The 13,389-nt window shown below is 37.3% G+C and carries 9 protein-coding genes; 5 read left to right on the forward strand and 4 right to left on the reverse strand.

Translation table 11 applies throughout. From position 1 onward, the window contains the following. Positions 1–87: 87 nt before the first annotated feature. Positions 88–972: an ABC transporter ATP-binding protein gene (locus B3P23_RS13995; RefSeq protein ID WP_293927153.1), complete on the forward strand. Its 885-nt coding sequence runs from the start codon at positions 88–90 to the stop codon at positions 970–972. Next, positions 965–4,609 (forward strand): ABC transporter permease/M1 family aminopeptidase, encoded by a 3,645-nt coding sequence (locus tag B3P23_RS14000; RefSeq protein ID WP_293927156.1) that lies wholly within the window; start codon positions 965–967, stop codon positions 4,607–4,609. Before B3P23_RS13995 ends, B3P23_RS14000 begins: the two co-directional genes overlap by 8 nt. Before the next feature lie 142 nt (positions 4,610–4,751). On the opposite strand, the gene B3P23_RS14005 is transcribed toward B3P23_RS14000, so the two are convergent. After that, the gene (locus B3P23_RS14005; RefSeq protein ID WP_293927159.1) at positions 4,752–6,083 is read right to left on the reverse strand and encodes a hypothetical protein; all 1,332 of its coding nucleotides are present in this window, start codon (positions 6,081–6,083) and stop codon (positions 4,752–4,754) included. A 402-nt stretch (positions 6,084–6,485) separates the two neighbouring features. Between B3P23_RS14005 and B3P23_RS14010 the strand changes: the two genes are divergently transcribed. From B3P23_RS14010 to B3P23_RS14020, 3 genes are all read left to right on the forward strand, one after another. Continuing rightward, positions 6,486–6,626 carry a hypothetical protein gene (locus B3P23_RS14010; protein WP_293927162.1) on the forward strand — a complete coding sequence of 47 codons (141 nt, stop codon included), beginning with the start codon at positions 6,486–6,488 and terminating at the stop codon, positions 6,624–6,626. Positions 6,627–6,812: 186 nt separating this feature from the next. Continuing rightward, on the forward strand, positions 6,813–8,426 hold the full coding sequence (locus B3P23_RS14015) for a tetratricopeptide repeat-containing sensor histidine kinase (RefSeq protein WP_293927164.1): 1,614 nt from the start codon (positions 6,813–6,815) through the stop codon (positions 8,424–8,426). A gap of 14 nt (positions 8,427–8,440) precedes the next feature. Further along, positions 8,441–9,106: a response regulator gene (locus B3P23_RS14020; protein ID WP_293927167.1), complete on the forward strand. Its 666-nt coding sequence runs from the start codon at positions 8,441–8,443 to the stop codon at positions 9,104–9,106. A 91-nt stretch (positions 9,107–9,197) separates the two neighbouring features. Here B3P23_RS14020 and B3P23_RS14025 read toward each other — a convergent pair whose 3' ends face one another. From B3P23_RS14025 to B3P23_RS14035, 3 genes are all read right to left on the reverse strand, one after another. Then, complete coding sequence (locus B3P23_RS14025; RefSeq protein ID WP_293927170.1) at positions 9,198–9,914, reverse strand: hypothetical protein; 717 nt, start codon at positions 9,912–9,914, stop codon at positions 9,198–9,200. Positions 9,915–10,546: 632 nt separating this feature from the next. After that, entirely contained in the window at positions 10,547–12,070 is a 1,524-nt protein-coding gene (locus tag B3P23_RS14030; RefSeq protein WP_248753091.1) for an acyl-CoA dehydrogenase family protein, read from the reverse strand. Positions 12,071–12,349: 279 nt separating this feature from the next. Then, on the reverse strand, positions 12,350–13,216 hold the full coding sequence (locus B3P23_RS14035; protein WP_248753092.1) for a helix-turn-helix domain-containing protein: 867 nt from the start codon (positions 13,214–13,216) through the stop codon (positions 12,350–12,352). Positions 13,217–13,389: the final 173 nt, after the last annotated feature.

Consider the following 13,389-nt stretch of genomic DNA (forward strand, 5'->3'; position numbering starts at 1 on the left):
AAAACTTAATTTGAGATATTCTTTTTATATTGTTGTAACATTTTTTTTATTCACTCGACTAATCGATTACTATCAGTTAACTTATTTATGAATTTATCTATAACAAACCTCAGTAAAATCTATCCGAATGGTGTAAAAGCCTTAGATGATGTCACTCTTGAAATTAAACCAGGTATGTTTGGTCTCTTAGGGCCAAATGGAGCTGGTAAATCTTCTTTAATGCGAACTATCGCGACACTTCAAAGACCGGATAGTGGTACCATTACCTTTGACCAGATTGATGTGCTGAAAAACCAAATGGACTTGAGAAAAGTACTGGGCTACCTACCGCAAGAATTTGGAGTCTATCCCAAACTTTCGGCTGTCGATCTATTGCAATATTTTGCTCGTCTTAAGGGTATTTCTTCAGGTGCTGACCGCCAAAAAATCATCAACCGTGTTCTTGAAGTGACCAATCTGTGGGATGTGCGCCATAAAAGTGTAAGTGGATACTCCGGCGGAATGAAGCAGCGATTTGGTATTGCGCAACTGCTGTTGAACGATCCCAAATTGATTATTGTGGATGAACCTACTGCTGGACTTGATCCTGCAGAAAGGCACCGTTTCCTCAATGTACTGCGTGAGATCGGAACGGATCATACCGTTATTTTCTCGACGCATATCGTAGATGATGTACGTGAATTGTGTCATGAAATGGCCATCCTTAATGGAGGTAAGATTTTATTAAGGGGAACTCCGAAAGAAACCATAGATGAGCTGTCCGGGAAGATTTGGGTACGTATCATCACCCGGGAACAACTGGATGAGTACACCAAAAAATATAATGTGATATCAACCAACTATAATCAGGATAATACCTTAAATATCCGCGTGTATAACGATTTATGTCCTGATGAATCTTTTGTTCCTGCTGATGGACAACTGGAAGATGTTTATTTTGTCGCCCTTAAAAAAGATCAACACCATGTTTAGCACTATTTTTAAATTTGAGTTCACCCGCTGGTTTAAGAATAGTACCATCTATATCTACATGTTGCTGTTCTTTGTGCTAGCACTGTTCATCATGCTGTCTGCACTTGGTATCTTTGATGGTATTACCGCGACGACATCTTCCAATACAATCATGAACTCACCTCTGGCGATCAGCGAAATGATCAACGGGATGTCTAATCTAATTTATTTTCTGATCCCAACCATTGTGGGAGCTTCTGTCTATCGGGACTTTCAATACAATGTGCATAGCATCCTGTTTAGCTATCCCTTTACCAAGACTGATTATTTGCTGGGTAAGTTTTTTGCTTCACTTTCAGTAGTCTTAATCATCGTATTGGCTTCTACACTAGGGATTATAGTTGCGCAGTATGTTCCCGGTATTAACCAAAGTTTATTGGGTCCGGTGCATGTATTTGCCTATTTTCAGACCTATCTTATTCAGGTCATACCCAACCTGATAATTTTTAGCTCCATTATTTTTGTATTGGTGACACTGACTAGAAATGTATATGTGGGTTTTGTTGCGGTACTGATTTTGCTTCTGCTGCAAGCGGTGGTACACAGTAGTACAGCTGATATGGATAATCGATACCTTGGTGCATTGATCGATCCATTTGGGGATAGTGCCATTTCCTACTATACACAATATTGGTCTCCAGCAGAAAAAGATATTAGAAATCTTCCTTTTACTGGAGCGGTGATCTATAACCGATTGATATGGCTAGCCGTATCTTCACTTTTTATTGGTGGTTTTTACTTGTTCTTTTCGTTTTCTCAACAAGCTTTTACATTTAAAACGAGTAAAATTGGTAAACGCGTGACTAAAAATAATTTTGAAAGTATTTTTAGAATGGATCTTCCGGTGGTGAAATATAATTTTTCAGCTTTTCACTATTTTAAAACTTCATGGGCATTGGCGAGATACAACTTCAGTTACATTGTCAAAAATCCTGTATTTATGATTTTGACATTGGTAGGGATCCTCTTTGTTATCTTAATGGCAAGTACCGTCGGTTCTATTTCGGGAACATCGACTTATCCTGTTACTTGGAAAATGCTGATGATACCTGGATCCACATTTAAGTTTTTTCTGTTGATATTGACTTTCCTGTTTACAGGTTTGCTGATTCATCGAGGGAGCATTAGCCGTATGGGGGGATTGATTGATGCGAGTCCTGTCCCGAACTGGGTTTTACTTTTATCAACTTTAATTGCTATTATCAAAATGCAGCTGGTCTTGTTACTGGTTGTTATCGTGACTTGTATGGCCTTTCAGGTATACCATGGATATTATACATTTGAGGTTGGGCAATATATCATGAACCTGATGGTTTACGGTATGTTGGCTAATCTGGCTTGGCTCTTTATATCTGTGTTTGTCCATACTTTGTTCAAAAATTATCTGACGGGATTTTTTGTGCTCTTGCTCTTGTTTATCGCATTGCCCTTTCTTTCGGCAATGGGAGTGGAACAGAATATTTACAAATTTAATCAAGGACCTGGGATTGATTATTCGGATATGGATGGGTTCGGGTATGTGTTGCCGTTCTTGACCTATAGGGTATATTGGCTTTTATTTTCGGTTTTCTTCTTGACCATTTCGTTGTTACTATGGCGAAGAGGTTTGTTCTCAGGAATCAAGGAAAGATGGCTGATCCTTAAAAGTAATTTAAATCCTACTATTACTGCGATAATCACGGTCAGTCTTGTCGGATTTATCGTTATGGGAGCTGGTATATATTATGAAAATAATATTAAAAAACCGTATTATACCAGTTTAGATCTTGAAAAACAGGCTGTTGAATGGGAAAAGAAATATAAAAAATATCAATACCGGCCACAACCTAGGGTTGTGGATGTTAAATTCAATATGGATATCTTCCCAAAAGAGAGAAGCTTTAAGGCACAGGTAGCTTATGTATTGAAAAATAAGACCGGGGTAGCCATTGATTCGATTTTTGTCAATTATAATGATTACGATTACAAGTTCTCGTTTAGTGTGCCCAATACATTAGTTTCGGAAGATGATAAGTATAATTTTAACATCTATAAATTACAACAGCCACTTGCTCCAGGTGATTCCATTACTTTGAATTTCAGTACCCAAAGTCCGCTCAATACTTGGGTGAATGAACGATCTCCTGTCAAAGGCAATGGTACTTTTATCAACAATATGCAATTCCCAAATATAGGATATTTGGATAGGGGAGAATTGGTGGAGAACGATATCAGAAAGAAATACGGACTGCCACATCGAAATCGGATGGCACCACCAACAGATCAGAAATCGTTGCAAAACAATTATATTTCGAATGATGCCGATTGGATTCGTTTTGAGGCTATCGTGAGTACGGATTTGGATCAGTTGGCCATCGCACCGGGTTACCTGACTAAGGAATGGGAAAAGGATGGACGTAAATATTATCACTACAAGATGGATACGGAAATTCTCAATTTCTACGCCTTTAATTCTGCGCGATATGAAGTAAAGAAAGGCAACTGGAATGGCGTGAATCTGGAAGTGTATTATCATAAAGGACATACGTTTAATCTGGATCGCATGATGGCATCCAGTAAGGCATCTCTGGCTTATTATAGCCAAGAATACAGTGCTTATCCGCATCGTCAGTTGCGTATTGTCGAATTTCCACGTACCGATGGAACCTTTGCCCAATCATTTGCCAATACCATTCCTTTTTCTGAAGCAATCGGGTTTATCGCCGATGTAAAGGAGAAAAATGAAGATGCGGTGGATTATCCTTATGCGGTAACCGCGCATGAGATCGCACATCAATGGTGGGCACATCAAGTTGTAGGTGCGAATGTACAGGGAGCTACATTGCTATCGGAAAGCATGTCGGAGTATTCTTCGTTGAAAGTGTTGGAAAAACGTTATGGTAAGGGGCAGATGCGCAAATTTCTAAAAGATGCATTGGACGGTTATCTAACAGGGCGAAGTGCTGAGAAATTGGGGGAGAGACCGCTCATGTTCAATGAGAATCAAATGTATATCCACTATCAGAAAGGTTCCTTGGTGCTGTATGCTCTAAGTGATTACCTAGGTGAGGATGTTTTCAATAAGACTGCTAAAACCTATCTGGAACATACTGCTTTTCAAAATCCACCCTATACAACATCATTGGAGTTTGTGGAGCATTTTAAACAAGTGACCCCCGATTCATTGCAGTACTTGATTAAAGATATGTTTGAGACCATCACTTTATATAACAATAAGGTTGAAAAAGTTACTGCTAAAAAAATGAAAAATGGTAAGTACCAGGTCGATATTGAATTTGAGGTTGCCAAATATCGTGTGGATGAAAATGGAAAGAAAAGTTACCATGACCCAGGAAGCAAATCCATCTCATTCAAAAAATCAGATCAAGAGACCGTACAGTCTTTGCCACTAAGCGATTATATCGAGATCGGAGTTTTTTCGAAAGCGAAAAAGCAGGATGGAAATCCGTCTCCTGAATTGTATCTGAGGAAACATAAGATTGATCAGATCAATAATAAGGTTACACTGGTGGTCGATGGATTGCCTGCTCAGGTAGGTATTGATCCGTATAATAAACTGATCGATATCGACTCCAATGACAACAGGAAAGATATCTGATCATGACCAAAATTTCAGTTGCCCAAATCGGTCTATTCATTTTTATGCCGATTTGAAATCGACTAGTTTACTGTTTAATTAATCATATATGTTTGGTAAAGTCACGTTGAGAAATGTGGCTTTACTTATTTAATCGTGTCGATTAATCGCTTCTGTACTTTTTTAGGATACTTGCTTCTGTATGGTTTTCACCGGCATAGAGTAAGATAACATAGTGCGGTGTCGGTTTTATAGAGTCTCGTAGTGCTGGAGGATGATGGGCTGTTGTATGGCCTGCTACAATACTAGCAGTCGATTTAGGATATGAAATCCGATTGCTACCAGTTGTAGCTGAGGTCTGGGGAGGTGCTATTATTTTTTTAAAATAACTGAATTGATCTTGGTCAAGGAAAGGAACTTCTTGCTGCTTATCATAATAGGGATAGTCAGAAGTCACATACTGGACTTCAATCCAACACATGCGCAGCTTTGATGTTAAAAAATATGTGGTTATGCATAGTAAAATCATGCATAATGTAAATCCCAATAGATAACAAAGATGTTTCCATTGGAAATTAAGACTTATGGTATTACTTTTTTTTTCCTTTGCTGCAATAGGGGTTCTGATCATGAAGAAACTATCCTGAGGGAATATCCAATCTTCTTTTGGATATATGTTGGATGATGATCGTGTCTTTTTTTGATGAAGACCAGAGCTACTATTTTTGTTCGATCCTTCTTTTTTTGTATATAATACATGTTGCTGTATTCCAGTCCATCTATTTTCTAACCTTTTTTCTTTCTTTATTTCGGCAAAGATTTCTTCTCCTCTATATCTATTTTTAAAGTGTGTTTTGGAATGTTGATTTTTAAAATTGGAATTTTCGATTAGGCTATCTTGAATGTCCTTTTCTTTACTCTTGTTGCCTGCTCCTTCTTTACTCTGTTTTTCATCAAGATGTTGTTGAATGTCCTGATTCTCATCTATACGATTGTCGATTCCGACCATTCCACTCTCCTTCATACCAACTTGTTGACACCCTATTCCTTCATATTTTCCCTCTGTTTTAATTGTAATATTCTGGTTTTCTATATGTTCTAGATGTTTTGGAAGAACTGTTTTTTTTTGATGACGTAATTGACGCCATTTATGAAATGGTCTTGACGAAAATTGGATCAGTATAGCCAATAGTTTGACAATATTTTCATCTGGATTGCTTGTCTTGGCCATCATAAAGTTCTTAAGTGGCTTCAATTTATCCAATTCAAAACGACGAATGCCCGTTTCAAGATCAGCATACTTATTCGTAGGATTAAAGAAATCTTGAAATACTTGGATATCTTCTTTCGACAATCCATTTGCATACAATTTGAGGCTTAAATTTCTCAAATTGCCTGGCGTCGGATGCTCTAATCGAGTATCCAATTCATGTCGCAATAGCATGTCTCTATAGGTTCCAATAACCTCTTTTTTAAATTCTTCAAATTCAAACATTGTTCAAAATTAAACCAACGATATGGTCTGATTTTACGGTTTTCCGTAAAATTCAAGATCATTTATGAGCTTTTTACACATGGAATAATCGGAATTTTTGGAATAGTTGCGGAATATGTGGAAATGTTGGAATTGTCTGATAATTAGAATTTTAAGTGCTATAAATTTGATTTCGAAATCAGTTGATCAATCAACTAGTCCTTTCTAGGAAAGTGACGAATAGATTTTGAACGAGTAACTATCGCGGTAGTTTTTAACCGGTTTGGGAAGCAGTAATAAGCTCCCGCGATAGCCACTCACAGACTTCCCAAAAAATTCAGAAGGCCTTCTGAAAACATTGTAGTAACCCCGAGCACGAAGCTCGCGGGACTACCAGGTTTTTGACTTTTAATTTTTTGAAACATGTGGTATTTCATTTTAGCACTTTTATTTGGAAATCCTTCCAATAGCAATACAAGTAACGACCAAACGATGTACAGTATACAGACGGAAGATAATGATCCTAAAACTGGTGGAGATAATGGTCCAATTCGTCCAAAATAAGTAGTTATTTTATAGAGCTAAAATAAGGCAACGGCAGGTTGCCTTATTTTGTTTTGGAAATGTAGTTGTATTTGTTCTAAAATTTCGATATTTTAGAACAAAATAGCTGCCTTGTTGAAACGCTTTAGTTTATATTTATACTTCTTCATTTTTATTTCTTGTAGGCAAGAACCTCTTCAAAAGGAGATGCCTATAAATAATTCATTCTACGATAAAGCTTTTGAATATTTGGATAAAGGTAAAGCAGATAGTGCTTTCTTTTTTTTTAATGCAGCAAAGCAGATATATTTAGAACAGGGAGATAGTGTACAAGTTGCAAAGTGCTTGATCAATATGGCTATAACCCAACAAGAACAGGGCGATTATTATGGAGCACAGGAAACAGCATTGCAGGCAATCCCTTTTCTTGATGAGAAAAACTCTGAACATCAAACTATTCTCGGAATGAATTTTAATGCGCTTGGAATGGCAACAGTTGAACTGAATGATTATCCACGTGCTATTTTTTTTTATGAGCAGGCAATTAAATATTCCGATGATCCGCAAAATACATTGGTCTATCGCAATAACTTGGCAAATACCTATCTCTATAATAAGGAATATGAAAAAGCGCTTAAAATATATGATGATATCATCCATGGTACGCATAAGAATCCAATTGAATACGCGCGCGTATTGTCAAACCTAACTAGGGTGAAGTGGCTAAAAGATTCAACATATTCTGCCATTAATAAAATGATAATCGCATTGAAAATACGTGAAAAAGAGCATGATCTGTGGGGACAAAACTCAAGTCTTTCGCATATTACAGATTATTACGAAAAAAGAAATTCGGATTCTGCTCTTATTTTTGCGAAAAGAAGGTATGCGGTGGCTAAAAAAATAAAAAGTCCAGATGATCAAGTTAGGGCTTTAAAAAAATTAATTAAGTTAAGTCCCAGCGATTCTTCGAAATATTATTTTGAGATTTATAATACCCTAAACGATAGTATACAAAAGACACGTCTGGCTGCTAAAAATCAGTTTACCATGATCCGTTATGAAGTGGAAAAGAATAAAGCTGATAATCTAAGTCTTCAAAAAGATAATGCCGAAAAGGCCTATAATATCAGTCGTCAACGTATCTGGATCGGTGCTGTTTCTATGTTGTGTGTGGTGTTAGTTGTGGGAGGAGCATTGTGGTATAAGAAGCGTAAAGAGCGTCTTCAACTGGAAGCTCAAAATAGAATCAAAGAAAATCAGCTTAATATCTCCAGAAAAATTCATGATGTGGTGGCCAATGGATTGTATCGGGTAATGACGGAGATTGAAAATAGGGAGGATATCGATCGGGATGGTATACTCGACCGATTGGAAATGATGTACGAGAAATCACGTGATATTTCGTATGAAACCGAAGTAAAGAAACCAGAACAACAGGATGATCATACCCAAATCGCTGAATTGTTAAAGTCTTTTGTGACCGAAAACCGAAAGGTGATTATTGCGGGTAATGATGCTGAAAAATGGGGACGCATCGATGTCGATACCAAAGAACAGATCCATCATGTCTTGCAGGAATTGATGGTGAACATGCGCAAACATAGTCAAGCAACAAATGTGGTCATACGCTTTGATTGGGACCATGATTTATTACGTGTTTTTTACAGCGATAATGGAATTGGGATGTCTGATTCGCAGGTCAAAGGCAACGGTCTCACCAGTACGGGAAACCGTATTTTCAATTTAAATGGCAAGATTACCTTTGTAACTCAAGCAGAAAAGGGATTAAAAATTGAAATTTCGATCCCAATTCTATAAAAGATGTAAAATGTATGTTTAAAAAAGTACTCATAGCCGAAGATCATGAAATAGCTAATATTTCGGTTCAAAAAACTCTCCAAGAACTTGGGATTCAAGAGGCTAAATATGTTTATTATTGTGATGATGCATGGACTTGGATTAAAAACGCATTAAGAGATGGTGAACCTTATGATCTGTTGATCACGGATCTTATTTTTGAAGCGGATCACAATCCGCAACGTTTAACAGGTGGTATTGAACTCATTCAGGCGGTCAAACTTTTACAGCCTAGTTTGAAAATCATTGTTTTGTCTGCTGAAAGCCGCACTGCGGTCATCGATGAACTGTTTAAAAATCGAGCGATTAATGGCTATGTACGTAAAGCAAGACGAGATGCACAATATCTCAAGGAGGCACTACATGCTGCACAGCAGGATAAATCGTATCAATCTCCTGAAATTAAACAGTCGATTCGCGAAAAGAATTCTCACGAATTTAGTACCCTGGATATCCATATTATTTCGCTATTGTCACAAGGTGTTCGCCAAAAAGAAATCCCATTTTATTTGCAACAGCAACAAGTCAAACCTTCGGGATTGAGCAGTGTGGAGAAGCGTCTCAGCTTGATGAAAGAAGTATTGGAGTTTTCAAAAAATGAACAGCTTATTGCTTATTCGAAAGATATCGGGCTGATCTAATGGATCGAACGTATGCCCATACAAAATTCTCCATCTCTTTGAATAGCATGGAGGATTTTATATGGGTATTAAAAAGTTTGTTTGATCTGGATTAACGGATCGATGGTTTGATCAATTGGTATTGGATACCAAATCGAAAGACATTCAATCGGGCTGGTTGGACTGACCTACCATCCATGCCGGATGTATAATCTTTGGTACCCCAAGAGTATCCTGTAAATACGGTATAGCGATCGTAATTAACATTAAATTGCAATCGGGGTCTGATGTCTAACTTCATTAAATCATTACCTCTGTCGTGTTCAAATTCTGTTATATTACCTTGTTTATCTTCGACGCTTCCTTTTTCTTTTATGCTCAGTGTTTTGGCCAGATCGACACCCAATTGGATATCCATCGTCATCGGCTCGAAAAGCACACGATAACCAAAGAAAGGGTTGAAATTTAAAAATTGCTGATTTAATTTGGTCATGCCGCGGCTATTGTTTAAAAAGTCGTTGCCCTCTAAATTTATTTTAGTTTGTAAACGTTCCAAAGATCCTTCGATACCTAATAGAAAATTACTGCTAAATACATAGCGATAATTAATGGCGCCACCAATATTGATTCCATATTTTTTGCCAAATGGATTGTTGGTGTAATAACTTTGTTTGTCTGTGCCATTCAAGCTACTGAGGGCTGCACTGCCGGATCCTGTGAAATTGGAAAAACCAGCGTTAATACCTAATCGGAGTTCATGAGATTGGGAAAGGGCTAAAAAATGAATGCTGCACGTAAAAAGGCCAGCCAAAATAATTTTTTTCAACATAAACAGGAGTTTTTTAATGGTAATGAAAAAGAAACGCTTGTTCTCTTTTTATATCCTGTTTAAATTTAAGCAAATGACTGCGATATATCCTATTTTCATGTTGTATTTATGTGAAATGTATCTTTAAATTGAAAAAGGGTCAGCCTACGATCTGTATGCTAACCCTTTTTCTTGATAAACCAACTAACCGATTAATCAATGTGTTTGCAGCAACTATCACTTTTTTGGGGAAAGCCATAGTCAGTTGAAAACTGTGTAAATAAAAATTCCCATCTACCTCAAATGTGAATATAACAAAGATAAAATTTCCCTTACAAGGGATTTTACGGGAAACCGGAAAATTTGAAATTATTTGTATTTATTTTTTTTATTATACATGTTAGAGTTTAAAAGCAACTGATTTAATGCCTTTAAGCTTCAATAATAGCTATTTTTAAAATAGTGTCGTCATCACTTTTTTATCTTATCAAATTAAATTTTTTTATAAAATTCTTATTTTTAAGACAAGTAGATAGATTATCGTATCAAAGGATCTGTATGTTATGGCGATCGCTACTCGATGTGCTGGAATGCAAATAGCTGCAAAATAGTTCGGATTATTTTGCAGCCATTGAAATATAAATACGTTAAAATTATAGCGATGTGAACTTCATCCAATCGGCATTTTCTTCATAATCCATTAATGGATCTGCAGTATTGTTGCTGTTTAACTGTCCGACAAACATCGATATATCCATATGGATATGCTGGCGGGTGATCTCTGTCATCTTATCGTTAAATCCGGCATTGTTTATCAATAAAACGTATTGAAAACAAACGACACGTGATATGATTCTTCCTATGGTCATCATTTCGCGTTGTTTGGGTTGATCCGGAAGATTGAAGTTTAAGATTTCGGAAAAGAATGGCGCAGCTAATTCTGTTCCCTTATATTGTTTCAAGAAGGACAACAGGTTATTCTCTTTTCCTTTTCGCATTAATTTTGCGATGGCTTCTGCAATCTGCGTGTATAGCATTTCATTGGATCCTTCAAAAATCTGGAAAGGTCTGCTGTCTACGACGCCTCGACCAGCAATGTGGTCTAATCGATATCCATTTGCTCCTGACAACTGCAAACATATTTGTGATGATTCTTGCATCAAATCGGTCACAAATGCTTTTACGCTATTGGCATCAACTCCATGGCTGGAAAGGTCATGACTGATTGAACTGACGGAGGTACTGTACGCACACATGGCCGAACAGAGTGTGAAGGCTGCTTGTAAACGTGATAATTGGAATTTTACAGTATCCATTTCATTTAAACGCATACCTGTCACGCGTCTTTCCTGACAGTGCTGCATCGCTTCGTCCAGCATACGCTTGATAAAACCCATACCCATGCCTGGGAACTGAAGCCTACTACGGTGCAACGTATCCAACATTAATTTGATACCGGTACTTTCTGGCGTTAAACGCTGTGCCGATGGGACTTGGATATCAATATGATTCAGCCCATAAGGAATGGCATACAGACCTAAACTATTGTAACGTTTTTCGACGATAATCTTTTGTTCTTCAAGTGCGTCTTCGGTTAAGAAGAAATCGATGTCGCGCGTCAGTTCGCCATTTTCATTTTTCTTGCGTGCGGTAACCAACCAATAGTCAGCGGCTCCCGTCAGGCCTTGCCAATGCTTTTGTCCTTGAATATGGTAAGCATCATCTTGTTGTACGTAAGAGGTACGCATATTGAGCGCATCACTACCAAAGTCAGGCTCTGTGATCATCAGACCACCCATTGCCTTATCTTCCAAAAATCGCTTGAATACTTTTTCCTGAACAGAAAGATTACCATATTTTGCTAGTGGTTCAAGGAATAAAGCGATATTGATACCAAATATGAGCGATAGGGATAACGACTCATAGGATGCAGCAGCAAGAACACCTAAACATTCTTTTACGTGAACACCACGGCCACCATGGCTTTCTGGAATAGCAACCGAAAGGGGAGTCATATCCATGATCTTGCTCAAAAAATCAGGTGGCAAATCGCGCGATAGACTTAGCTTATTGTAATCGTATTCGTGATTAAATAGACTGGATAATCTTTCCTTAAAAGTGGATATGAAAATATCGAAATCTTGGGTCATGGTTGATTGTTCTAAAAAGTTAAGCATCTTGAAATATAGAATTAAATGATGAACAATTACGAAAGGGCATATGCAGAAACGCTAGTTGTTCACCGTCTCTTAAATTTTCAGATGAAAAGTAAGAACATAGGTAAGGTAACGAAATTCCTGAATCCAAAAAATATTTTTTTTGGGGAGTAGCATAAATTTTGTTGAAAACTGACTGCATATCGACCATCGCTTTCTACAAAAATAAGCCTAAAAACGTAACCCATGTGTATTGTTTAGTATAAATAATAGGACAAATCGTGCATATGTCAATAAAATCTATTTGGATTCATTTCGATAAGAGGTTGGCGACATGCCTACAATTTTCTTAAAGATTCGCGAAAAATAGGACGGATCGGAGAAGTCTAATTCGTAACAAATGTCGGCTATGCTTTTTGTTGATTCGAATAGCAGCAACTGGCTATGCATGACCAATACTTCTAGAATAAGCTCTTTGGATGATTTTTTAAATACGGTGGATACACACCTGTTTAAGTAATTAGGGGAAACGGCGAGCTTATCGGCATAAAATCCAATCTCCTTCTGTTTTAAAAAATTCTTGTGGACAAGCTGTTTAAACATCATGGCAATCTCTTGACTACGATTGAGCATCTTGTTGGTGGCAGAAAGCTTGATAATCTTTAATAATGCCGATTTTAAAAGACTCTCAAACAACTCTTTATACGGCGATGCGGTGTGAAGTTCTTTGTAAAGGAGCCTAAAGAGTTGATGCAGGTCATGATCATCCTCCGCGGAAAGGTTATGCAACGGTGAAATATTAAAAATATTTAAGATTTCTTGCTCTCGGAATATGGAAGTCATCGCGGCATCATTGACCAATATACAGTGTCCTTTGGCAGATTTGTCTACCGATTTGATCACCGATATATTTCCATAGTTACTCATTAGGATAGCAGGCGCTTGGACAACGTATTCCTTCGGACCAATCTGGTGCTTGAAATAGCCTTCGGTAATGTGTACTAGTAAATTGTAACCTAGAAAAATGGGGGGAGTTGGAAATTTAATATAGGGTGCAATTTCGCTAAGTCGAAAGATCTTTACCGGTGAACGCATATATTTGAGGTGGTCTAAACTACCAAACATAAAACGTTCTACAAATTCATCTGCGTTTACTTGTTTTTCCATGATTTGATCCCTAATATGAGAATTTTTAATAAGAACAATAAAGCTAAAAGATGTTTTCTTTCCTTTCCCATATTGAGCTTGGAAATGACAGCAATTTTACACGAAAAATAATCAAACTGATCCACTTGCGGAAGATAACTACATATAACAATAACGTTGGTTCTCAATTTCTC

It is taken from the genome of Sphingobacterium sp. UBA6320, from assembly GCF_002440335.1.
Classification (GTDB): Bacteria; Bacteroidota; Bacteroidia; order Sphingobacteriales; family Sphingobacteriaceae; genus Sphingobacterium.